The 22,513-nt window shown below is 38.8% G+C and carries 21 protein-coding genes and 2 tRNA genes; 15 read left to right on the plus strand and 8 right to left on the minus strand.

Annotated elements, in window-relative coordinates:
* Positions 1-13 precede the first annotated feature (13 nt).
* From HMJ38_RS00930 to HMJ38_RS00940, 3 genes are all read right to left on the minus strand, one after another.
* Complete coding sequence (locus tag HMJ38_RS00930) at positions 14-1,018, minus strand: NAD(P)/FAD-dependent oxidoreductase (protein ID WP_194972495.1); 1,005 nt, start codon at positions 1,016-1,018, stop codon at positions 14-16.
* A gap of 93 nt (positions 1,019-1,111) precedes the next feature.
* Entirely contained in the window at positions 1,112-1,543 is a 432-nt protein-coding gene (locus HMJ38_RS00935; protein WP_194972496.1) for a MarR family winged helix-turn-helix transcriptional regulator, read from the minus strand.
* Between the two features lie 95 nt (positions 1,544-1,638).
* Entirely contained in the window at positions 1,639-2,502 is an 864-nt protein-coding gene (locus HMJ38_RS00940; protein WP_194972497.1) for a toxin-antitoxin system YwqK family antitoxin, read from the minus strand.
* 131 nt (positions 2,503-2,633) lie between these two features.
* Here HMJ38_RS00940 and HMJ38_RS00945 point away from each other — a divergent pair, with 131 nt between their 5' ends.
* The 9 genes from HMJ38_RS00945 (at position 2,634) to HMJ38_RS25725 (ending at position 9,624) form a co-directional block, all read left to right on the plus strand.
* On the plus strand, positions 2,634-3,836 hold the full coding sequence (locus HMJ38_RS00945; RefSeq protein ID WP_194972498.1) for a pyridoxal phosphate-dependent aminotransferase: 1,203 nt from the start codon (positions 2,634-2,636) through the stop codon (positions 3,834-3,836).
* A gap of 117 nt (positions 3,837-3,953) precedes the next feature.
* Positions 3,954-4,664 (plus strand): glycosyltransferase family 2 protein, encoded by a 711-nt coding sequence (locus HMJ38_RS00950; RefSeq protein WP_194972499.1) that lies wholly within the window; start codon positions 3,954-3,956, stop codon positions 4,662-4,664.
* 689 nt (positions 4,665-5,353) lie between these two features.
* Complete coding sequence (locus HMJ38_RS00955) at positions 5,354-6,340, plus strand: DUF4421 domain-containing protein (RefSeq protein ID WP_228779814.1); 987 nt, start codon at positions 5,354-5,356, stop codon at positions 6,338-6,340.
* A 64-nt stretch (positions 6,341-6,404) separates the two neighbouring features.
* Positions 6,405-7,949 carry an L-piperidine-6-carboxylate dehydrogenase gene (gene amaB, locus HMJ38_RS00960; protein WP_194972501.1) on the plus strand — a complete coding sequence of 515 codons (1,545 nt, stop codon included), beginning with the start codon at positions 6,405-6,407 and terminating at the stop codon, positions 7,947-7,949.
* Positions 7,950-8,234: 285 nt separating this feature from the next.
* Positions 8,235-8,309 (plus strand) — tRNA-Val (locus tag HMJ38_RS00965).
* A 104-nt stretch (positions 8,310-8,413) separates the two neighbouring features.
* Positions 8,414-8,488, plus strand: a tRNA-Val gene (locus tag HMJ38_RS00970).
* 32 nt (positions 8,489-8,520) lie between these two features.
* Positions 8,521-8,769 carry a GIY-YIG nuclease family protein gene (locus HMJ38_RS00975; RefSeq protein WP_194972502.1) on the plus strand — a complete coding sequence of 83 codons (249 nt, stop codon included), beginning with the start codon at positions 8,521-8,523 and terminating at the stop codon, positions 8,767-8,769.
* Positions 8,770-8,866: 97 nt separating this feature from the next.
* On the plus strand, positions 8,867-9,115 hold the full coding sequence (locus HMJ38_RS00980) for a GIY-YIG nuclease family protein (RefSeq protein ID WP_194972502.1): 249 nt from the start codon (positions 8,867-8,869) through the stop codon (positions 9,113-9,115).
* 413 nt (positions 9,116-9,528) lie between these two features.
* On the plus strand, positions 9,529-9,624 hold the full coding sequence (locus HMJ38_RS25725) for a hypothetical protein (RefSeq protein ID WP_394355043.1): 96 nt from the start codon (positions 9,529-9,531) through the stop codon (positions 9,622-9,624).
* Positions 9,625-9,752: 128 nt separating this feature from the next.
* On the opposite strand, the gene HMJ38_RS00985 is transcribed toward HMJ38_RS25725, so the two are convergent.
* Positions 9,753-11,600, minus strand: coding sequence for a TonB-dependent receptor plug domain-containing protein (locus HMJ38_RS00985; RefSeq protein WP_194972503.1), 1,848 nt, complete (start codon positions 11,598-11,600; stop codon positions 9,753-9,755).
* A gap of 172 nt (positions 11,601-11,772) precedes the next feature.
* Here HMJ38_RS00985 and HMJ38_RS00990 point away from each other — a divergent pair, with 172 nt between their 5' ends.
* The gene (locus HMJ38_RS00990) at positions 11,773-13,731 is read left to right on the plus strand and encodes a M1 family metallopeptidase (protein WP_194972504.1); all 1,959 of its coding nucleotides are present in this window, start codon (positions 11,773-11,775) and stop codon (positions 13,729-13,731) included.
* Positions 13,732-13,834: 103 nt separating this feature from the next.
* Here HMJ38_RS00990 and HMJ38_RS00995 read toward each other — a convergent pair whose 3' ends face one another.
* The 4 genes from HMJ38_RS00995 to ruvC all read right to left on the minus strand — a co-directional run bounded on the left by HMJ38_RS00995 (position 13,835) and on the right by ruvC (position 17,544).
* Complete coding sequence (locus tag HMJ38_RS00995) at positions 13,835-14,968, minus strand: SO2930 family diheme c-type cytochrome (RefSeq protein WP_194972505.1); 1,134 nt, start codon at positions 14,966-14,968, stop codon at positions 13,835-13,837.
* A 4-nt stretch (positions 14,969-14,972) separates the two neighbouring features.
* Complete coding sequence (locus HMJ38_RS01000) at positions 14,973-16,274, minus strand: parallel beta-helix domain-containing protein (protein ID WP_194972506.1); 1,302 nt, start codon at positions 16,272-16,274, stop codon at positions 14,973-14,975.
* A gap of 109 nt (positions 16,275-16,383) precedes the next feature.
* Positions 16,384-16,947, minus strand: a complete 564-nt coding sequence (locus HMJ38_RS01005) for a Crp/Fnr family transcriptional regulator (protein WP_194972507.1) — start codon at positions 16,945-16,947, stop codon at positions 16,384-16,386.
* 18 nt (positions 16,948-16,965) lie between these two features.
* Positions 16,966-17,544 carry a crossover junction endodeoxyribonuclease RuvC gene (gene ruvC, locus HMJ38_RS01010; RefSeq protein ID WP_194972508.1) on the minus strand — a complete coding sequence of 193 codons (579 nt, stop codon included), beginning with the start codon at positions 17,542-17,544 and terminating at the stop codon, positions 16,966-16,968.
* Between the two features lie 19 nt (positions 17,545-17,563).
* Here ruvC and HMJ38_RS01015 point away from each other — a divergent pair, with 19 nt between their 5' ends.
* The 5 genes from HMJ38_RS01015 (at position 17,564) to HMJ38_RS01035 (ending at position 22,196) form a co-directional block, all read left to right on the plus strand.
* Positions 17,564-18,670, plus strand: coding sequence for a glycosyltransferase (locus HMJ38_RS01015; protein ID WP_194972509.1), 1,107 nt, complete (start codon positions 17,564-17,566; stop codon positions 18,668-18,670).
* 314 nt (positions 18,671-18,984) lie between these two features.
* Positions 18,985-19,245, plus strand: coding sequence for a hypothetical protein (locus tag HMJ38_RS01020; protein ID WP_317174478.1), 261 nt, complete (start codon positions 18,985-18,987; stop codon positions 19,243-19,245).
* Between the two features lie 10 nt (positions 19,246-19,255).
* A complete protein-coding gene (locus HMJ38_RS01025; protein ID WP_194972510.1) occupies positions 19,256-20,467 on the plus strand; it encodes a GAF domain-containing SpoIIE family protein phosphatase in 1,212 nt (403 codons plus the stop codon).
* A 2-nt stretch (positions 20,468-20,469) separates the two neighbouring features.
* A complete protein-coding gene (locus HMJ38_RS01030; RefSeq protein WP_194972511.1) occupies positions 20,470-21,099 on the plus strand; it encodes a polysaccharide deacetylase family protein in 630 nt (209 codons plus the stop codon).
* An 86-nt stretch (positions 21,100-21,185) separates the two neighbouring features.
* Positions 21,186-22,196 carry a glycosyltransferase gene (locus HMJ38_RS01035; protein WP_317174479.1) on the plus strand — a complete coding sequence of 337 codons (1,011 nt, stop codon included), beginning with the start codon at positions 21,186-21,188 and terminating at the stop codon, positions 22,194-22,196.
* Positions 22,197-22,513 lie beyond the last annotated feature (317 nt).

A 22,513-nucleotide genomic window follows, 5' to 3' on the forward strand; every position in this document is an offset into this window, starting at 1 on the left:
CTCAAAAATAGTATTAAAATGAATTAACACCGTTAACTGTTGTATATTTAAAACTTAATTTCTGATCAGGGTAAACATATTTGAAGGCAGCATGCATCATTATGGCAGCTTCATGAAATCCACAAAGTATCAATTTTAATTTTCCAGGGTATGTATTGATATCTCCAATTGCAAATATGCGGTCTACACCGGTAGAATAGTCACGTGTATCCACTTCGATAGCATTCCGGTCAATGTTCAAACCCCAATCAGCAATTGGACCCAATTTGGGACTTAGACCAAATAAAGGAATAAGATAATCTGTGTCAATGGTGATTTCCTCTTTACTTTTACCTTCCAATTTGACACTTTTTAATTTACCATTTCCACCGAGTTCTTTAAGATTGGCTGATAGAATGAGGTCAATTTTTCCATTATTGGCCAAATCATAAACCTTTGCAGCAGAATCAGGTGCACCTCTAAATGTTTCATTTCTGTGGACCAAGGTTACCCTTTCGGCTACATTGGAGAGGTAGATTGCCCAATCCAGTGCAGAATCACCTCCGCCAGCCAACATGACTTTTTTGTTTCTGAAAGTTTCAGGATTTTTAACCATATAGGTAACGCCATTACCTTCAAAATGGTCAAGATTTTCGAGGGCGGGTTTTCTGGGTTCAAAAACTCCCAATCCACCTGCAATCACAATTACTTGGGCATGTACCTTTGTTTTATCGTTTGTAGTAACCATAAAGGATCCGTCCTCCTGTTTGGCCAAGTGGTCAACCCTTTCTCCCAAAGTAAAAGTTGGTTTGAAAGGTTTGATCTGATCCATTAGATTATCTACAAGATCCTGAGCTTTGATTTCAGGATAGCCAGGAATGTCATAGATGGGTTTTTGAGGATATATTTCCGATAATTGTCCGCCTACCTGAGGCAGATAATCGATCAGATGGCAACGCATCTTCAACAATCCAGCTTCAAAAACAGCAAACAAGCCAACAGGTCCTGCTCCAATGATACAAATGTCCGTAGTGATCATGATATAAATATTTATTGTTTAACCAATACCCGGTTTAAATGTTCGTACAAATATAGTTAGTATAACAAGTATTTTTTCTGTTCTAGCCCAAAACTATTCTAGGTTTTGATAAATAGTATTCAAAATTCTTTTAAATTCCTCAAAATCGGATTTACCGAGGTTTTCCCATGCCTTTTCCCGGATTGAAGCTATTTGTGGTTTCAATTCATTGACTTTACGCTGACCCTGATCTGTAAGTATCAATTGAAAGCTTCTTCTATCCAGAGGATGTGGCATCCGTTCAACATAGCCTTTTTTTGCTAAGAGATCTACTATCCTCGTCAATGTTGGCTGATCCTTGAATACCAATTGGGCCAATTCAGCTTGACTTAAAAGTTCATTTTCTGAAAGATTTTTCATGACAAGCCATTGGTCGACAGTAATGTCAAATTCTCCCAATTTGAATTTTTGTTGGGCATATTGTTTGACTCGTCTCGCCGTCCGATCCAAGAGGAATGAATATTTGCTGAATTGTTCTTGTGTCATACCAATAATTAGCACAACAAATATAAGGAGTAATTTACGATAAAAAATATATACCTACAAAAATTATAGGCTTTGTGATATATTGCTTTTGAATTCTAATTTGCTGCAATTCCTTCTTTTCTGTAAATAAGATTACCTTCCTGATCCCATTCTGCCCTGATAAAAGGTCTGAAATTATTGGTAAATGGGTTTTCCTGATACTGGACCTCTCTTTTTCGGATGATTTTGTTGTTTTTGGTATTCCAGTATTCTGTCCAAAGACCTATCTTTTCTCCAAAATGATATTCTCCTGTCACTGCTATTTGACCATTTTCATGGAAATGAAAAAAATTACCTTCCATCAGGTCATATTCAACAGGTGTAAGCTTTTCAATTTTCCTTTGTTCACGGTTATAGTAGGTTACTTTTGAATCCTTCGGCCATCCTTCGGAGTAATGCAACTTGTCCAACAATACTGTTTTAGTATCAAATGTGAGCCATGTTCCGTGTTTGGTTCCAAAAAAGAAATTGCCTTTTTCGACTACAACATCACCCACTTCCCTTGAGTAAGGGCCATGCAGTAAATAGCCTCTTGATGGATCAAATTCTTTTGACCTGATCACTTTGTCTCTGGTATCAAACCAATGAATATCTCTGATGTAAGGATCAAATTCTCTGTTCTGTGTAGTGAAATTGAAGATTTGGTATTGAGTCTGATCCCTTACGGTCTGTTTGGTATATCCTTTTTTGGTTTTTTCTCCGTAATAGATATTTTTTTTGGTTTTTTTCTTTTCTTCTTTCTTCTTGTCGGATTTTGAGTAATCGTCAAAAAGAAGGATAGGGGCGGTGGTAGGTAATAAATTGTCAGGCATCACCCCGGTTGAATCCGGATCTGACAATTCAGCTTTATTTTCCTTTTGAGAAAAAGCATTGAGAGAAGCTGTCATCAAAACTAAAAAAAGAATATTTTTTAAATGCATATTGATTTAACGTGCCAAGCTGTTCTATATTTTATTCCAAAAATATAGATTCCAAATCAATTCATCAGCTAATTGTAGAATTAATCACAGTAATCCGTATTTTTGGCGGAATTAAAAAAACAACCATCATAATGAATTCTATTCTATCTGACAGGATCAACCAAATGGAGGAATCGGCTACCTTGGCAATGGCCAAAAAAGCCCGTGAACTAAAAGCCCAAGGCATAGATATCATCAGTCTGAGCCTCGGTGAGCCTGATTTTAAAACTCCCAAACATATTCAGGAAGCCGCGAAGGCGTCCATTGATGAGGGAAAATATTTTGCGTATCCACCTGTGGCAGGTTATCAGGATCTTAGGGAAGCAATCGCCAAAAAACTCAAAGACGACAATCAAATTTCTGAGGCAAAAGCTGAAAATATTGTAGTTTCCACAGGTGCAAAGCATTCTATTGCCAATGTGTTCATGTGTATGATCAATGAAGGTGATGAGGTTGTAATATTTTCACCTTACTGGGTCAGTTATGCCGAAATCATCAAATTAGCAGGTGGTGTACCGGTATTGATTCAGGGGAATCTTGAAAATAATTTTAAAGCTACCGCAGCCCAGTTAGAAGAGGCTTTGACTGATAAAACAAAAGCCATTATTTATTCTTCTCCCTGTAATCCAACAGGATCTGTATTCAGTAAAGAGGAATTGGAAGCCATAGCAGCTGTAGTGAAGAGGAGAGAAAACCTGTTTGTAATCGCGGATGAAATATATGAATTGATCAATTTCACTGGTAAGCATGCAAGCATTGCCTCTTTTCCAGGCATGTTTGAAAGGACCATTACTGTAAATGGATTTTCGAAAGGTTATGCCATGACAGGTTGGAGGGTAGGGTATATTTGTGCACCTGTTTTTATTGCCAAAGCATGTGAGAAAATGCAAGGGCAATTTACTTCTGGAGGAACAGGAATTGCCCAAAGAGCAGCTTTAGCAGCCATTTTGGGTGATCAAAACCCTTCCAAAAAAATGGAAGAGGCTTATCTGAAAAGGAGAGATTTGGTCTTGGGACTTTTAAGAGATATCCCGGGAGTTAAAACCCATGTGCCTGAAGGAGCATTTTATTTCTTTCCAGATGTGACTGCTTTCTATGGAAAATCAGTAGAGGGTTACACGGTAAAAAGTGCAGATGATATCTGTCTGTACCTTTTAGAAAAAGCGAATGTATCTTTGGTTACGGGAGAAGCTTTTGGAGCGCCTGATTGTGTGAGGTTGTCCTATGCTGCCTCAGAAGAGGATTTGATTGAGGCATTGAAGAGAATGAAAAATGCATTGTCACAATTGAAATAATTTCCCATACGAATCATAAAGTATAATCCTTGTATAAATTCAAACCCCGGACATTTGTCGGGGGTTTTTTTATGCATTGGAAAAAACTAACTTTGATTTTAATTTGATTTAAAATATATGTCCAAAGTTTTTGTAATCACGCCGGTCAAAAATGCAGTGGATAGCACACTAGAATGCGCTAAAGCAATTGCTGATTCCAATTATACATTGAAACATACCATTTTCAATGATTTCAGTACCGAGGAGACTAAGTCCAAACTACAAACTGAGGCATCGATATTAGGCTTCGAATTGGTCAATTTGGAAGACATAACTGATACTCCATCCCCCAATTATAAGCTTGTACTTCAGATAGCACAAAAAGAAGCTTTAAGCCTGAGCATCCCTCTTTTAGTGATAGAATCTGATGTAATGATCAAAAAAAATACCATCCTTGAGATGGCGGCTTTTCTGACCGAAAATCCAAAATCAGGGCTTATTGGAGCGATTACAGTAGACGAAAAGGATGCTGTTAATTTTCCCTACCTGAAGTTTAAATCAGTCAAAAAACCCGTTATTAAGACAGAGAGGAGTTTGAGTTTTTGCTGCACCTTATTTTCAACAAGTTTTTTAAAATCATTTGATTTTATGGAATTGGATGATACCAAGGATTGGTATGATACTTTTATTTCAAAAAAGTCATTGGAGTTGGGGTTTGAAAATTATGTATTGATGAACACAAGAGTGCTTCACCGCCCACATGGAAGCAGGCCTTGGAAACAACTGAAATATACCAACCCGATTAAATATTATTTTTTAAAATTCTGGAAAGGAATGGATAAAATCTAAATTTTGAAATTTATCCTTATACCCAAATGGCTATCATTTATTTTGTAATATTATACATAGGGGTCGTAAAAATATGAATATTTTAAGAAAAAATTATTTCATCTGAATATATTTTAAATGATATTATTTGATAATTTAAATACTCTTTTTGGGTTATTCTGTTGGAAACCTGATGTAAGAGATAGACTTTGTACTAAATTAATAATTAATTGTTTTTCAATGTATTATATTTTAAGTGAATAAATGTATCGGAAACTCCAATAAAATCATTTCATTTTTTTTCATTGATTTTTTTTTCCGATGATAGATAGATTTCTTCACTGTTTTCAACATGTTTTATATATCTAATTAAATTATTTATAAATTTTTTGTTATTTAATCAAAAAATACCGTGAACAGGGTATTGTAATTTTAATTTAAAGTTTATTATATTTGTCACGGGTGATTAAGCAACTTTTTCTGCTAAAGACTTTTGAAATTAAATGAATGGAGATTATCAAGATAATCATTTTTACTGATCTCCATTCAAATTTACACAATCCGCAGAGTGTGCGGATTTTTTTATGACGTTCATTCTGAAAATCTTAATTTTACAAATGGTTAAATTTCTCGTTCGACTGAAATTTAGTTTCAGGTTTATTTTCCTTCTTTTGTTGTCAGTATTTTGTTTCTGTATTAATACTACAGCGATGGCTCAGGATGATTCGACTTATTATGTGTCTTACAAAGAAATGCTTACCACTAGGGTTTATACTTCAAGGAAATATACATCTTTAATCATCACAGATAGAGGTCAAAATAGCAGATTGAGATATGAACCCAATTCAACACTTAACCTAGGTATTGGGGCTACCTATAATGATATAACATTAAATCTTGCCTATGGCTTTGGGTTTATGAATCCAAGAGAGGGGACTGGTGAAACAAAATATCTGGACCTACAGGCTCATATATATCCAAAAAATTGGGTGATTGATTTGTTCGGTCAGTTTTATACCGGATTTTACTTGCAAAGGATTGACGGTAATCTTTTGCCACCTGAAGAAATCCTTGTTTTTCCCGATCTTAAATTAAGGAAACTCGGGGCTAATGTTCAGTATTTGTTTAATGGCGATAAGGTATCATTGAAAGCAGCATTTTTACAGAGTGCTTGGCAAAAAAAATCAGCTGGAAGTTTTCTAGGAGGATTTGAAGCTTATGGTGCATGGGCTGATAATAATGGAATGTTGCTTCCACCAACTAATCAGGACAGTCCTACAGGTAATTTTCAAAAGCTCGGTTTTTTTCAGTTTGGACCTAATTTTGGTTATATGCATACCTTGGTTTTTTGGAAACATTTTTTTGTTACCGGAGTGGCTTCTGCAAGTATGGCTATGGGAAGATCATATCTGGATTATGAAGAAGATAGAATAAAAAACTGGAATTTTGTTCCCAACTATTTTTTGAGAGGGTTTGTTGGCTATAATGGACCTGTTTGGTCAATTAATGCCAATTATGTTCACAATAATGTGGGGAAACCGCGGGTCGATGATTATGCTGGGAAAATCATGACCGGAAATTACAGGATTAATTTTGTTTACAGGTTTAAGGTCGGCTCTAAACTTCAAAAGTACTTGGATTATGTAGATCCTGAAAGATATATTCCCGAAGGTTTGAAACAGAAAAAAGAAAATTAATTAAAGGCCTGATGAATTTTATTTAGTTTTGTTCAGAATCTAACCGCATTAAAACCAAAATAACATGTCAGATATATATGGTATAAAAGCCGCTTTAAAAAAATTGGGCGTACAACCTGAGAACCTTGGAACTTCAACAGGAAATGATTGGATGGAAACAGGTATGGACTATATCAGTTCTTTTTCACCTGCTGATGGAGAATTGATAGGAAAGGTCCAAATTACAAACAGGGAGAGTTATGAAGCTGTCGTATCCAAAGCCCAAGAAGCTTATAAAATCTGGAGTAAAATGCCTGCTCCACAACGAGGGGAAATCGTCAGGCAAATAGGAAATGCCCTTCGTGAAGTAAAAGCCGAACTGGGAAAATTAGTCTCCTACGAAATGGGTAAATCTTATCAAGAAGGACTTGGTGAAGTACAGGAAATGATTGATATCTGTGATTTTGCGGTTGGATTATCCAGACAATTATATGGATTGACCATGCATTCGGAACGCCCGGGACATAGGATGTATGAGCAATGGCATCCCATTGGGATAGTAGGAATCATTTCAGCTTTTAATTTCCCTGTAGCTGTTTGGTCGTGGAATAGTATGATTGCTTGGGTATGCGGGGATGTTTGTATTTGGAAACCGTCTGAGAAAGCCCCTTTGTCTGGGATAGCTTGTCAGCATATTGCAGCAAAAGTTTTTAAAGAAAATGGATTGCCTGAAGGGATATCTTCTTTGATTGTTGGGGATTATAAAGTCGGGGAATTTATGACCGAGGACAAAAGAGTTCCTCTGATTTCTGCCACAGGTTCTACCCGAATGGGTAAAATCGTAGGGCAAGCCGTAGCAGCAAGACTAGGAAGGTCACTGTTGGAGTTAGGTGGAAACAATGCTATCATCATCACCGAAAACGCAGATATTGAAATTGCTATCAGAGGAGCTTTGTTTGGAGCCGTCGGCACAGCAGGTCAAAGATGTACCTCAACCAGAAGGCTGATCATTCACGAGTCAATTTATGAATCTATAAAAGAAAGACTAGCTGCTGCTTATACTAAATTGGTTATAGGGAATCCCTTGAATGAAAAAAACCATGTTGGGCCTTTGATAGATAAAATGGCGGTGGAAATGTATGAAAAGGCTATAGAAAAAGTCAAGGCAGAAGGAGGGAAGGAAGTTGTCGCTGGAGGTGTGCTATCAGGTGAAGGTTATGAATCCGGATGTTACGTGAAGCCTTGTATCATTGAAGCAGAGAACCATTTCAAGATGGTACAGGAAGAAACCTTTGCACCAATCCTGTATATCATGAAATATGAAACCTTGGACGACGCGATTGCCATGCACAATGGTGTTCCACAAGGTTTGTCTTCAGCCATCATGACTTTGAATATGAGAGAAGCAGAATCATTCTTGTCTGCTTCGGGTTCGGATTGTGGTATTGCCAATGTCAATATCGGAACTTCGGGTGCGGAGATAGGTGGAGCTTTTGGAGGAGAAAAAGAAACGGGAGGGGGACGTGAGTCCGGTTCCGATTCCTGGAAAGCCTATATGCGCCGTCAGACCAATACGATTAACTATAGTACTACTTTGCCTTTGGCGCAGGGGATAAAGTTTGATATTTAAAGAAAAGTATGGGCCTTAGAAAAAAAGGCCCATACTTTTCTTTAAAATAATATATCCATAATTAATAAATAGTATTCATTTTCAAGCGCTTAAATTTTCAGGAGCTTTTTTTTAATTATAAAATTTGTACCAAAAAAATTTAAATCTACCTTTGCAATCCATTTGAAAAGCAAATGGAGTTTATTGGAGTTTATCCCGATAGCTATCGGGATGGTTCAGGGCATACCGATTACCATCGGAAAGGTCGGGGTTCGAATTGCAGAAATAAGAATTAATTGAAATAATGGGAGTTTAGCTCAGTTGGTTCAGAGCATCTGCCTTACAAGCAGAGGGTCGGGGGTTCGAATCCCTCAACTCCCACATAATTCTTATTCTCAATAGCTATTGTGTTGTTTCAGAGCATTCCGATTTTAATTGGAAGGGTCGGGGGTTTGAATTGTAGAAGTTTAGATTAGTAACATTTTGGGAGTTTAGCTCAGTTGGTTCAGAGCATCTGCCTTACAAGCAGAGGGTCGGGGGTTCGAATCCCTCAACTCCCACAGTAAGTCTCATCAAGAGACTTTTTTTATTTATGTCATGTTACTTTTACATATTACACTCAAAATCAAAGGATAAATTTTATCTAGGACATAGCTGCGATGAATTGAAAGAAAGAGTCCGTCGACATAACAGCAACCACAAAGGTTTTACAGGTAAGACAAAAGATTGGGAATTGGTATACTTCGAGGAATTCAGTTCAAAAGAGGAAGCCTATGGCCGGGAGCGGAAAGTCAAATCCTGGAAGAGTAAAGCGAAAATACTTGAACTTATCAACCCTTAGGTTGTTGTTTCAGAGCATTCCGATTAAAATCGGAAGGGTCGGGGGTTCGAATCCCTCAACTCCCACAGTAAGTCTCATCAAGAGACTTTTTTTATTTATGTCATGTTACTTTTACATATTACACTCAAAATCAAAGGATAAATTTTATCTAGGACATAGCTGCGATGAATTGAAAGAAAGAGTCCGTCGACATAACAGCAACCACAAAGGTTTTACAGGTAAGACAAAAGATTGGGAATTGGTATACTTCGAGGAATTCAGTTCAAAAGAGGAAGCCTATGGCCGGGAGCGGAAAGTCAAATCCTGGAAGAGTAAAGCGAAAATACTTGAACTTATCAACCCTTAGGTTGTTGTTTCAGAGCATTCCGATTAAAATCGGAAGGGTCGGGGGTTCGAATCCCTCAACTCCCACAGCAAGCCTCTTTAAGAGGCTTTTTTTTGTTGATTTCGTGCTACTTTTACATATTACACTCGAAATCTAGAGTTAGATTTTTAGAAAGTAAAATATCAGACAAAAATCTTTGAAGTCATACCTTATCCAAATAACCTTTCAGCTTATATTTTGTGTCTTTTTACTGTATTCTTGAGTTGTTAAACGTATAAATTATTTCTAATTAGGCAACCAATTTACAAGCAAATAGCAGTGAGCAGAAGGTACTGTTCAAAAGATTTAGACTAATGAAAACGGAAAACATCCTCATCCATCCCGAGACCATTTAGCAGGAAAATGCACTTAATGCTTTTGCCAAAGCGCTTAAAATGAAGATTGAAGTGGCAAAGGAAAATTCCTGTGATCCAAAGTTTGTTGCTGAAATTGAGGAAAGCAGGGAACAGTACAAAAAGGTGAATTCATAAGCGTTAATAAAAAGGATATAAAGACTTTTCTAGGACTCAAATGACATATCGTTTAGATTTTACCAAACGAGCACAAGATCATATTGCTTTTCACAAACAATCTGGCAATAAATCAATTTACTTGATTTTTAAAGATCTTGCAAATTCACCATAAACCCCGCCTTAAACCACCTGCCCGGCATCTGTACAAATCCTGCTTCAATATAATCTGCATTGGTTAAGTTGGAAACTTCCACAAAAAGACCGAATTTTTTTAAGCGATTGTAGTCAAGTCTTGCGTCCAACAGGAAGTAGGGATCCAAGGCAATTCTTTCGAGATACCTGCCTTTGATTGTCAATTCAGCTTTTTTGAAGAATTCAGCATTGATTCCTCCTATAAACTGGTTTTTGAGGGAATTTAAGGCAAATCTGGATTCCACACCTTCAGGTTGGACCAAATCAGCATTGATATAATTGTAGCTGAATGATATGTCCTTGAGCTTTACATTTTCAGAACCCAAGTTTACCAAGTATTGAAAGGAAGTTTCCAATCCATTGAAGGTTACCTGACTGATATTTCCCGGTGTCCACTGGTTGGGATTGGGTTGTACTGTACTAGGGGCACGGGTATAATCGATGAGATTTTCGGTAAATCGGTAGAAATAAACTATTTCGGCCCTCAGCCTCGATTTGTTCAGTTTCCAGCCTATCTCAAAGTTTCTGGCTTCTTCAGGCAGTAGATTGGGGTTACTGGAATTACTGGCATCCTGATAATACAACTCTGTATAAGATGGGATTCTAAAGCTGTTGCCAATATTGCTGTATAGTCTTAAATATTCATTCACTTGGTATCCAATCTCCGCACCCGGAAAATGCCTCCATCCATATTCACTGTAATAATTGGAATAGATACCTGCCCTTAGATCAAATTTGTCCAGGAACTCAATTCTATGCTCTGCGTAACTTCCCAAAAAACTTCTGCTATGGTTTCCAAGGTTTGTGCTTTCGATGATTTCTTCCCTTCCTTCAAGCCCAAAACCTGTTACACCGAATTTGGAGGTGTAAGTACTGTTAAATTCCAGCGCCAATACATCGGATGTGTGGAAATTTGTAAAAAAGTCCGGTTCATTTCTTCTCAATCTAAATTCATCCACATTTCTCCGCCAATAGCCCCTTGTCTGAAAATACAGGTTGTTGTTTCGGTAAGTATGGCTAAGGGCAGAAAGGTAGGTCTGTATGGCCTCCCATTGGTCGGGAAAGCGGTCCGTATAAAATCCATTGGCGCCGAATTCCCGGTCTGTAAAACCGAACATGGCATTCAGCTCATTTTTCTCATTGATTTCATAACCTGATTCATAAAAGACATTGGTGACTTTGAAGTCGGAGTTGTACCAATGACCGTCAGAAGCGTCATGGGAAACCGATAAGGTCTGTTTGTAATTGCCAATGGGCAGCGAAGAAATGATATGTCCTCCTCTCATGCCAAAGTCACCACCAAATCCCTGGATTTGAAGACTTTTTGTATCGGGAAGCGTGGTAATGATATTGATGGCTCCTGCAAATGCATTTTGTCCAAATATCCTTGATCCCGGGCCTTTGAGCACTTCAATCCTTTGAATTCCCTGTAAAGGAACAGGGATGTTCATCATGTGATGTCCGGTCTGCGGATCAGTGAGTTTGATGCCATTGATCAACATGAGCGTTTGCTCAAAGCTTCCACCTCTGATGCCGATGTTGGCCTGAACGCCGCTGACACCCCTTTGCCGCACATCAACTCCCGGTGTAAAAGCCAATAACTCCTGAATGCTCCTGGCAGGGACTGTTTCTATTTCCAGCCTTTGGATGACACTGATATTTCTCGAAATCTTGTTGAAGGGAATTCCTATCCGGTTTTCCATAATCGTGATTTCTCTTAATTCCACATCCGTACTGTCTTGAAGGGCACAGACGCCATTTAAAGAAAGTAGAATAGAAATAATTGTAAAACAGGCTTTCATAAAGAGTTGTGGTTTTTTAATTCCGCAAATTACAGTTGTATAATTTCTAAAAACAAATCCCAATAACTGCTAGAATGTTTTCTTGGAAACCATTTTGAGGACAATAATGAATTTTTTCTTTAGGAAGCATTCTGTATTTTAGCGCCTTAGTTTATCAAAAAGTGAATCCTACATGAGAAATAGATTTTATAAAATTCCCGCTTTCATACTTGTTATTTTCTTTGGTTTTGAATCCTACGCCCAACAGGTGAAAGACAATAGAGATGCTGCTTTTACGGAATTTGGATATAGGCAAGGTTCAGCATACAGGACAGCTTCGGGAAAACCCGGACCTTCCTATTGGCAAAATATGGCAGATTATGTCATAGATGTTACACTGAATGATTCAACAAATACTATAAAAGGAAAAGTCAGCATCACCTATAAAAACAATAGCCCCGAGAACCTGGATTTTGTGTGGCTGTATTTGGAGCAGAACAGGTTTACGGAAGATTCCAGAGGTTCGCTGACCACACCTATTCAGGGCAACAGGTACAGTGGAGACCTGGATGGTGGATACGAAATTGAAAATGTAAAAGCCCAGATTACAGGTAGGAACAAACCCGTTTCCAATGAATATTCGATCAATGATACCAGGATGCAGGTTTCATTTGCAGAGCCACTTCCTGCGAATGGAGGTCAGGCAGTCATTTCCATGGATTTTGAATATAAGATTCCTGAGAAAGGCATGGACCGAATGGGACGGCTTAAAGTAAAGGATGGGACTATCTATGCTATGGCACAATGGTATCCTAGGTTGGCGGTTTTTGATGATGTGACCGGATGGAATACAGATCCCTACCTAGGTGCAGGGGAGTTTTATTTGGGCTATGGTGATTTTGAATATAGGGTAACCGTACCTTTTGACCACATTGTAGTCGGTTCAGGGGAATTGATGAATCCATCCCAAGTGCTTACCAAGGAGCAACAAAACAGGATGAAAAGTGCTTCTGAAAGTGATGAGCGGGTTTATATCATCAGTCCTGAAGAAATAACAGATTATGCCAATCACAGGGCAAAACAAAGTGGCACACAAACCTGGCATTTTAAAATCCAAAATTCCAGGGATATCGCATTTGCATCTTCAAAAGCATTTATCTGGGATGCGGCCAGGATCAATCTTCCAAGTGGTAAAAAAGCCTTGGCCCAATCGGTCTATCCACAGGAAAGTGATGGAGAAGATGCTTGGGGAAGATCTACTGAATACAGCAAAGCTTCCGTAGAGCATTATTCCGAAATGTGGTATGAATATCCTTATCCCGTAGCGGTAAATGTAGCTGCAGAAATCAACGGTATGGAATATCCTGGCGTCAATTTCTGTAGCTGGCAATCAAAAGGAGAAAGTTTATGGGGAGTAACAGACCATGAATTCGGTCACAACTGGTTTCCCATGATTGTCGGAAGCAATGAAAGGAGACATGCCTGGATGGATGAAGGTTTCAATACTTTTATCAATTATTATAGTTACCTCGCTTTCAATGATGGTGAGTATACCAATAACCTGATACAGACCAGAAGGTACCTTGGTTGGCTGACCAATAAGGACAGGGAACCCATAGCCACCCATGCAGACCGCACCCAGACCAATAACCTTGGAATGGTAGCCTATATGAAGCCGGCTTTGGGACTCATCATGCTGAGGGAATATGTTCTGGATCATGAAAGGTTTGACAAAGCATTTAGATCTTATATCAAAGCTTGGGCTTATAAGCATCCCCAGCCCACAGATTTTTTTAACCATATGGAAAATGTATCAGGTGAAAACCTGGATTGGTTCTGGAAAGGCTGGTTTTACAGCAATGCCAATATTGATCTGGCCATCAATGGTGTTTTTCCTTACGGTGCCAATTATATAGTGTCACTTTCCAATCTTGGGGAACTGCCCATGCCGGTATTATTGGAAATCACATATGATGATGGGGAAAAAGAAAGAAGGATGCTTCCTGTAGAGATTTGGTTCAAAGGCAATCAGTGGAACCATCTGCTCAAAGTGGACAAAAAGGTGGTAGCAGTGGAGATTGACCCTGACAAGGTCATTACAGATACTAATGCCGGAAATGACAAATGGCCGAGCGGGGTTTATAAGGATTAAAAAGAATGAGGAGCCTGTAAGTTTTGATGGAACGCTGATTTAGCTGATTTTACTGATTATTTATCTGCGTGAATCAGTAAAATCAGCTTCATCTGCGTTCCATTTATTTCATCCCATTAATCCACTCCCTGATCAACTCAACCCCTTCCTTATGGACACTGACCCTTCCGATTTCAGGCATGGCGGCTCCTACCTTGTTGGTGGACATCCGGAAAGTCATGATGGATTCGTCTGCTTTACCGGGATAAATGGCATATTTGAAAGACCCTGCTCCAAAACCGGCAGCAACAGGAGTTTTAAAAACCCCAAGTTTCATTGGGTCAGTTTCCTCATAATCCAAAAAAAGCCCCGAAGTACTTGCAGGTCCTTCTGCTCGGTGGCAATGGGCACAGTTGATGTCCAGGTAGGCTTTGGCACGTAATTCCAATGGTTGGGAACCATCACTATAATCTACCATTGCGGTATAATGGTTTAAATCCTGAATATTTTCAAGATATCCCGCTTCTGACCATTTGACCAATTGGTTTTTGCTTTCCTTTCCGAATTGGATAGAGTGGTTGAGGTATTTTGCCTTAACTCCAATAGGAACCATCACCTCATTTTCGTTGTGACAGCTTTTGCATTGGTTTTTATTGGGCACGATGTAATTGATGACCTTTTCATTGCCGTTTTGGTCTGTCCAACTCACTTCTTTTTCGGCACCCACCACTTTATACTCCGCCTCGGTCTGATCATCTTTCCAGATGTAAGGAAAAGCTTCCCATATTCCCTGACGCTTGACCATTAGCCTAGTTTCGATGACTCTCTTTTCCCCTTCCGGATTTCTGAAATCCACCGGGTAGTAAAAATTCTTGATGATGATGGTTTGATCAGGAAAATCAAAAGAGCCGCCTACATCCTGATTGATTTTGGCGGAAGTCCCCTCCGGCATCCATATATACCTGGATTTAAAAGCATAATCTGTAAAGAGTGAAGATGAAGGTTCGTAATTGACAAGCTTCCCACTAGGATCCAATGCCCTTAACTGACCTTTGAAAAACCCGTATTCCGAAAGTGTTTTGAAAGGAATCTGATTAAAATCAATTGATGCTATATTGATATCCGGGGCATCAGTATATTCGATCTGCGCCCGTTCTTCCACAGTTTTTTCCTGCCCTTTTTCCCCAGAGCAACCGAAACCCAATATCAAGGAAATGAAAAAGATTCCTGCTGGAAAATATGGCTGACTGAACTTCATGCTATTATAATTTAGCTACGGCACTTACATCTGTCTTGATTACCGTTTCGCATTGGAAAGGGGTATAGTCTTTGGATGCTTTGATGTTTTCCTCGCCTTCCCAAAGGTCAAAAAGCGTGAAATGCAGTTTTTCCATACCGGTTTCCCGGATGCATACTTTCATGGGATTGGTTGATATATCGTCGCTGATGCTTTTGTCCCAAAACCCATCATAGATGATGTCCTGGGTTTTCCCTTTGCCATGGGCATTATAGACCGAAATCAATTGCCCAAACTCTTTGGTCAAGTCAGGGATTTTCCAGGTTCGCTTGTAGTCATTGTCATGCACATAAATATTGGAAGTGAATGGTGACCAATTTGGTGCTTCGATAGGAAAACCTGTAATGTGATAATTGGCAATGGCGATTCCGGTGGTTTTGTTTTTGTGAATTCTGTTGTTGTAAACCTCTATATCCTTTGCCGCCAAAAGTATGATTCCCGATCCGGGTGGAATCATGGTTACGGTGTTTCCGTTTGGTTCATCACTTAGCGGAACCGCAAAATTGACATGGTTATTGGACGTGATATCATTATCATAAATCTTAGTACCACGGCCCTCGGCTTTTGGAAGTCCTGGCAGGTTGAATACCAAAATACCTCCTGAATTGTCCCTAGCATTATTTCCATAAACTTCTGCATTGTCGGAATTTTCTATTTCAATCCCTGCCACATTCCCAAAGGCAAGAGAATTTCTGACAATGATATTTTCAGACTGACCTACATAAATCCCTGCATCCTTGGAATGGGAAGCAATACATTCATCGATCATGACATTGCTGCACTGAACAGGGTAAATGGCATAAGTGCCGTTTTTGGATTTGTCTCCGTTGGTCCAGGTGACATTGATGCGCCTAAAGGTGATGCCATCGCTATGCTGGCTTTTGATTCCGTCACCTGGAGCATCCTCAATACTTAGATCTTCTATCTTGACATTGTTGCCCACCAGTTTGACACCTTCACCCCCAGATCTAAGCTCACGAAATGAAAGGACTGTTTCCCCCATTCCTGCCCCTTTGATGCTGATGTTGTTTTTGGAGTCCAGTATCAACTGGGTTTTGAGGCTGTAGAATCCTGAGGGGATTTCAATGACATCACCGTCTTCCGCCAAAATAAAATCCTCAATGACTTTTTCAATTTCCTCTTGAGAGGCTTTCCTCAGTTTGGAAGAATCGAAAGTCTGTTCGTTGGAGGAATCCGAACAGTTCATAAGGATAAACAGGGAAACTGAAAGAAGTCCTGCTATTCGTAAGAAAGGTTTAAATGTCATAGCCATTGGGTTAGAATAAGATAGTATCCTGCTATTTCAATTTGATATAAAGGTTATTCCAAATTTAAAAAATTTTGTTTTGATTAGCCTTTGACAAAAATCAAAAAAATCACATGCTTGACCTTATCCTGCTCAATGTTTCAATACTCATATCCAAATAAGAGGCTATATGGCCTACCGCAGCATATTGGATGATCAAAGGTTTTTTTGTTAACAACTCCAAGTACCTTTCCTTTGCGGATTTAAATTTTGAAAATATCAATAGCTCTTCAAGGGAGATATAATACCGTTCCAAAATCAAGCGGTATATATGTTCCATATTTTTATCCTGGTCCAGGAGTGCCATCAATTCAGAATAGCTGATCTGCAAAACATGGGTTTCACTTAAAGCCTCAATATTCTCGTAAGTAGGTGTTTGGGAAATAAAACTTGACATGGCAGTAATGAATTCCCCTTCACCACTAAAACTAATGGTAATGTCTTTGTCATCTCTTTTGTAAGCACTTCTAACAATACCGGATTGGATATAAGTAATGTGTTGGCAGATTTGTCCCTCACTGATTAGGAGGTCACCTTTTTGAAGAGTTTTCTCCTGAAGTTTATCGAAAAATAAGTGCAAAGAGGTTTCAGGAATATCCGGGTATAATTCATGTATAACAGGGATTTTGTTCATTTCAACACCGGATTTTGATTAAAGTCCCTTGACCCTCCCTGGATTTTCTTCCAAAAATGATTTCCACCCTGCAGTCCTTCCCCTTGTCTGCAAACGACCGTCGTGGAAATGATGGCATAGCGCTACCGCCAATGCATCTGTTGCATCCAAAAGCTTTGGGATTTCCTCGATTTTCAGGAGTGTTTTGAGCATTTCAGCTACCTGTATTTTGGAGGCATTGCCATTGCCTGTGACAGATTGCTTCACTTTTTTGGGGGAATATTCTGAAATGGGTATGTCTCGTGCCAAAGCCGCAGCCATTGCCACACCCTGTGCCCGCCCCAATTTGAGCATAGACTGTACATTTTCCCCATAAAAAGGAGCTTCCAATGCCACCGAATCCGGATGGAATTCATCTATGAGTCCTGTGATCCTTTCAAAAATTTTTTTGAGCTTCAGTTCATGGGTGCTATATTTTTTAAGATGGATTACCCCATATTGCAGTAGACTGTGGTTTTTGCCTGTGATTAGAATCACACCATAACCCATGATGTTGGTTCCAGGGTCAATTCCCAATATTATTTTTTCTTTTGCTTCTTTTTTTTCTTCTTTACCCATTACCGCAATTTAGGAATTCATGGCAATATTTTACCTTTTGATTGGGATACTTTATGTGATTGCACTTTTACAACTGTCGTTTATATGGAACAAACAGAAAGAAGTAAGACCAAAAGTTAATTTAAATCGAAAGGTAAGCATTCTTATACCGTTTAGAAATGAACTGGTGAACCTTCAAAATATTTTAGATAGTGTCCTTTCAATAAGCTTTAGTCCCTATGAAGTACTGTTTATTGATGACCAAAGTCAGGATGGCGGAGGCCAGTTTGTAAAAGATTTTCTGAAAAAAATTAATCCTCGAATCCCCATTAAAGTGATTTCTAATAGAGGGATGGGAAAAAAAGCCGCCATTGATTCAGGGGTAAAGAAAGCTGGAGGCGAAATCATTTTCACAACAGATGCAGATTGTATTTTGCCTGAAAATTGGATTGAGGAAAAGCTTAGGTTTTTTGAAGATTCTGGTATCCAAATGGTGGCAGGTCCTGTGATGACTAAAGATGATAAAGGATTTTTTTCCAGTTTCCAACAAATTGAGTGGGCAAGCATCCTGTTGGTAACTAAAGCAGGATTTGAGATTGGCTCTCCGATTATGTGCAGCGCAGCTAATATGGCATACAGGAAAAGCGCATTTATTGAAGTAGAAGGATATCGCGGAAATGAACATGTGATGACCGGGGATGATGAATTTCTGCTCAAAAAAATAGTCAAGAAGTTTGGTGCCAAGTCAGCGATTTATGTGAATGATTACAAAGGCTTGGTGTATACCCAACCGCAGGATTCCTGGGAAGGTTTATTAGCGCAAAGAAGCCGTTGGACTTCTAAGTGGAGGATGCATGGTAATCTGTCGCACCTTTTGAGTGCTGTGATCCCGGTTTTATTACAGTTGGTTTTTCTGTCAAGTTGGATGCTGCTTTTCCAAGGGGGTTTTTCTATGCTTGTTTTTCTGTTTTTGTGGGCTGTGAAAATCGGGGCAGAATGGCTTGTTTTAGGGAAAGTACTTTGCGAATTAAGGATTCATCAACGTTTTGCCAATTTTTTGGTCACCTCGGTGATTCATCCTTTCTTTGTGATAGGAACCGTAACGGCTACGTTTTTTGGTGAAAAGAAATGGAAGGGCAGAGTTTAGCTAACACTCCCATTCTGTATATCAACTCCTAAATTTACTTGACACTTTTTTTAATGTTTTTTTTTATTTCACCCCCTCATCTTTCATCTAAAGAGATTGCCACGTCGCACGAAGGACTGTTTAAAATATCAAAGTTTCCCAAATGCTCCTCCTGCCAAAGGCAGGCAGGCGCAATGAAGCATCACCTTATCCTTTATCCTTTTATCTTCGGTCTTCAGTCTTCCGACTTCCGACCTCCAACAATTACTTGAAGATATGCAGCGATTCAAATATCATTTTCCTAGTAAATCCATAACTTTACAGACTTTAACGAAATGGAAATTATGACTGATGAGGAGTTTGACTTGCTGGATGAACTTTATTTTGTTCATCCTTTCAGCTATTTAAAAGAAACGTTGGCTTGGGAAGATGAATTGCTTTTGGCTACCTTGCAATCGCTGTACGAAAAAGCCTATATCAAATGCCTGACCGAACCCGATACAGAGATTTTCGATCAAGTTGATTTTAAAGGATCAGGAAAAAATTTGTATTACTTGGCAACAAAAAAAGGTCTGATGGAGCATAATGCCATTTAAAAAAATAAAAGTGACCACACAAACGGTAAAATATCAAAAAAAGGAACTCGAGTTAAAAGCCTTACTCGAGATTACTCAGGCTATCAATGAAAATAAATCCGCTTCAGTTCTCTTAAATATTTTTAAATTTACTTGCTTGGTTCACTTGAACATCAAGTCGATACTTTTATACATGGTAGACCAAGAGCAATTCGAGCTGAAGATCAGCCATGGAATTAAAAATATTATACCGGAGCGGATTCCGGAAAGCAAAGTAAATTATTCCAAGGAATCAGGGGAGTTGAATATTGAACTTGATCACGGTTATTCTTTTTCTGAATTGGAAAGTTATCTACCTGTATACCACAAGGAAAGGATGCTTGCGATACTTTTTCTCAGGAAAAAATTTGAGGATGAATACCTTGACCTGAACTTTACCCAGGCTTTGACCAACATTATGGTGGTTGCTTTGGAAAACAAGAGATTCGCCAAAAGACAATTGGAGCAGGAAAGATTGAAAAGAGAGGTTGAGATCGCCTCCAATGTGCAAAGGATGCTTTTTCCGGCCTTACTTCCTCAAACTGAAAAGCTAAAAGCTAAAGTCACCTATGTACCACATTCCACTGTTGGCGGGGATTATTATGATTTGATTCAGAAGTCAGAAGATGAGGTTTTTTTCTGTATTGCAGATGTCTCAGGCAAAGGAATGCCTGCAGCATTGTTGATGTCTAATTTTCAGGCTGCATTGAGGACACTGCTCAGGAGTTCATCAGACATCAAAATGATCGTGGAGCAATTGAATTATACCATTTTTGATAACACTAAAGGAGAACGGTTTATCACTTTTTTTCTAGGTTATTATAATTATAAAAAAAGGGAATTGATCTATGTGAATGCCGGGCATAATCCTCCTGTGTTGTGTTGGGAGGGAGAAAAAAGAAGTGAAAATTTGGGGGCAGGTACAACTATTTTAGGGGCATTTGAGCAGTTGCCTTTTTTGGAAGTAGGCAAAAGGTCCCATCTGAAAGGATTTACGATCCACTTATACACCGATGGACTTACTGAAACTTTTAATGGTGCCGAAGAAGAATACGGGGATGAGAGATTTCATCAATTTGTTAAAAGCCAGCTTTGCGTAGAACCTAATACATTCCATGATTTATTTTTCAAAGATTTGAAAGATTTTTCAGTAGGTGGGCAGCAACGGGATGATATTACTTTGCTGAGCATAAGATTTAAATAATCATGGTTTGGATACACCATGTACCTGCATTGATACCCCGAATGTTTTCACAATTTGTATGGAACAAGGAGAGGAGTGAAAACAAGATTTACCTGACTTTTGACGATGGTCCGGTATCAGGAGTGACTGATTATGTTTTGGATGAGTTGGCAAAAAGAAATATGAATGCCACATTTTTTATGGTCGGAGATAATATCCAAAAAAATCATCGATTGGCCCAAGAAGTTCTTCAATCAGGAAACGGGATTGGAAATCATACCATGCACCATGTAAATGGATTTAAGACTCCTTATGAAGTTTATCTCGAAGAAATCGATAATTGTCAACTACAGATCCAAGAGACTTTATCAATATCGAGTAGGCTTTTCAGACCACCTTATGGGAAAATCACCAAAAAACAGTTTAAATCAGTTGTGGCCGATTATGATGTGATCATGTGGGATGTACTTTCGGGTGATTTTGATGCTACCCAAAGCGCAGAGGAATGCCTGAAAAAATCCATAAAGTATTCAAGAAATGGTTCCATTGTTGTTTTTCATGATCAACAAAAAACCAAAGAAATGATCAAAAGAGTCCTGCCGGATTATTTGGATTTTTTGAATGACTCAGGTTTAGAGACAGCTTTATTATGATTTTTTTAGCGGTAATATTGGTCGTTATTCTTTTGTTACAAGATATTTCGCTCTGGTTTTTGTTGAGGTTGAACTTTAAGGATTATGTGAAAAAAGAGGTTTCTGAATTCCCCTTTGTCAGTATTTTGATTCCCAGCAGAAATGAGGAAGAGAATTTACCTGCATGTTTAGAGTCCATTGCCAAACTCAATTATCCAAAAGATAAGCTTCAGATAATATTGGGAAATGATAGCAGTACTGATGAAACAGAAGTTTTGTTAAAAGCATTCTCAGATCAAAATGATCATGTGAAACTGGTTCAAATCCAAGAAGGTGACAGTACCAAAACTAACGGCAAAGCCAACGCACTTTCCCAAATGGCCAAATACGCCAATGGGAAGGTTTTACTTTTCACAGATGCAGACTGTCATTTGCCTCAGAATTGGGTTAGGAGTATGGTGATGGCATACCAAAATACCCAAGCAGGTATTGTTACGGGAATTACCCATGTCAAATCAGATAGTGTTTTTGGAAAAATGCAGGGCATGGATTGGTGGTTGACCTTGGGGATGGTCAAAGTGATGTCAGATCTTGGTTTTTCTGTCACCTCCATGGGCAATAATATGTTGATATCAAAAGAAGCATACCTATCTGTGGGTGGATTTGAGGGGATTCCTTTTTCCCTTACAGAAGATTTTGAAATTGCCAGAAATATCCAATCCAAAGGATACAAAGTACTGCAGCAAGTATCCAAGGATAACCTTATAAAAACCAAACCTCAAAAAAGCTATCTTGGATTACTTCAACAAAGAAAACGATGGATGTCGGGTGCCATGGCACTGCCGCTTTATTGGAGATTGATTTTGGCCATTCAAGTGTTTTTTTTTCCAAGTATTATATTGTTGGTTTTTTTACATCCTCTACTAGGTTTCAGTTTATGGTTTACCAAAGTGTTAACACAAGGCGTCTTTATTTACACTTTTGCTATAAAACCCGGAGTGAAGTTGGCTGTTTTGGATCTTTTCTTATTCGAAATATATTATATGATTACGTCTTGGTCCACGATACTTTATTATTTTTGGCCTGCCAAAACAAATTGGAAGGGTAGAAAGTATTGAGGAGGATGTGAGAGTAGAGGTTTGAGGTTAGGACCAAGAGAAAAGAGCCAAGAGCCAAGAACCAAAGCCTGTCCCGAGTATCGGGGAGCCAAGAGTCGAGAAGCGAGAAGCGAGAAGCGAGAGACGAGAATAGAGAGACCGAAAGATGGTTTGATATAATCATGAATAAACTATTGAGAAAGACTTCACCTTTTCATGTCGACGGCAGGAGACATCTTAAAGACGTTAGAGCCAAAGCCTGCCCCGATGAATATCGGGGAAACAAGAACCAAGAATCAAGAGGGGAGAAGCGAGAACCAAGATGCGAGAACCATGAA

Source organism: Aquiflexum lacus (assembly GCF_015476655.1).
In the GTDB taxonomy this organism is placed as follows: domain Bacteria; phylum Bacteroidota; class Bacteroidia; order Cytophagales; family Cyclobacteriaceae; genus Aquiflexum; species Aquiflexum lacus.

Excerpts from the sequence above, each read along its gene's own strand:
- HMJ38_RS00930 (WP_194972495.1), bottom strand. The coding sequence starts at position 1,018 with ATGATCACTACGGACATTTGTATCATTGGAGCAGGACCTGTTGGCTTG.
- HMJ38_RS00935 (WP_194972496.1), bottom strand. The coding sequence starts at position 1,543 with ATGACACAAGAACAATTCAGCAAATATTCATTCCTCTTGGATCGGACG.
- HMJ38_RS00940 (WP_194972497.1), bottom strand. The coding sequence starts at position 2,502 with ATGCATTTAAAAAATATTCTTTTTTTAGTTTTGATGACAGCTTCTCTC.
- HMJ38_RS00945 (WP_194972498.1), top strand. The coding sequence starts at position 2,634 with ATGAATTCTATTCTATCTGACAGGATCAACCAAATGGAGGAATCGGCT.
- HMJ38_RS00950 (WP_194972499.1), top strand. The coding sequence starts at position 3,954 with ATGTCCAAAGTTTTTGTAATCACGCCGGTCAAAAATGCAGTGGATAGC.
- HMJ38_RS00955 (WP_228779814.1), top strand. The coding sequence starts at position 5,354 with ATGGCTCAGGATGATTCGACTTATTATGTGTCTTACAAAGAAATGCTT.
- amaB (WP_194972501.1), top strand. The coding sequence starts at position 6,405 with ATGTCAGATATATATGGTATAAAAGCCGCTTTAAAAAAATTGGGCGTA.
- HMJ38_RS00975 (WP_194972502.1), top strand. The coding sequence starts at position 8,521 with ATGTCATGTTACTTTTACATATTACACTCAAAATCAAAGGATAAATTT.
- HMJ38_RS00980 (WP_194972502.1), top strand. The coding sequence starts at position 8,867 with ATGTCATGTTACTTTTACATATTACACTCAAAATCAAAGGATAAATTT.
- HMJ38_RS25725 (WP_394355043.1), top strand. The coding sequence starts at position 9,529 with ATGAAGATTGAAGTGGCAAAGGAAAATTCCTGTGATCCAAAGTTTGTT.
- HMJ38_RS00985 (WP_194972503.1), bottom strand. The coding sequence starts at position 11,600 with ATGAAAGCCTGTTTTACAATTATTTCTATTCTACTTTCTTTAAATGGC.
- HMJ38_RS00990 (WP_194972504.1), top strand. The coding sequence starts at position 11,773 with ATGAGAAATAGATTTTATAAAATTCCCGCTTTCATACTTGTTATTTTC.
- HMJ38_RS00995 (WP_194972505.1), bottom strand. The coding sequence starts at position 14,968 with ATGAAGTTCAGTCAGCCATATTTTCCAGCAGGAATCTTTTTCATTTCC.
- HMJ38_RS01000 (WP_194972506.1), bottom strand. The coding sequence starts at position 16,274 with ATGACATTTAAACCTTTCTTACGAATAGCAGGACTTCTTTCAGTTTCC.
- HMJ38_RS01005 (WP_194972507.1), bottom strand. The coding sequence starts at position 16,947 with ATGAACAAAATCCCTGTTATACATGAATTATACCCGGATATTCCTGAA.
- ruvC (WP_194972508.1), bottom strand. The coding sequence starts at position 17,544 with ATGGGTAAAGAAGAAAAAAAAGAAGCAAAAGAAAAAATAATATTGGGA.
- HMJ38_RS01015 (WP_194972509.1), top strand. The coding sequence starts at position 17,564 with ATGGCAATATTTTACCTTTTGATTGGGATACTTTATGTGATTGCACTT.
- HMJ38_RS01020 (WP_317174478.1), top strand. The coding sequence starts at position 18,985 with ATGGAAATTATGACTGATGAGGAGTTTGACTTGCTGGATGAACTTTAT.
- HMJ38_RS01030 (WP_194972511.1), top strand. The coding sequence starts at position 20,470 with ATGGTTTGGATACACCATGTACCTGCATTGATACCCCGAATGTTTTCA.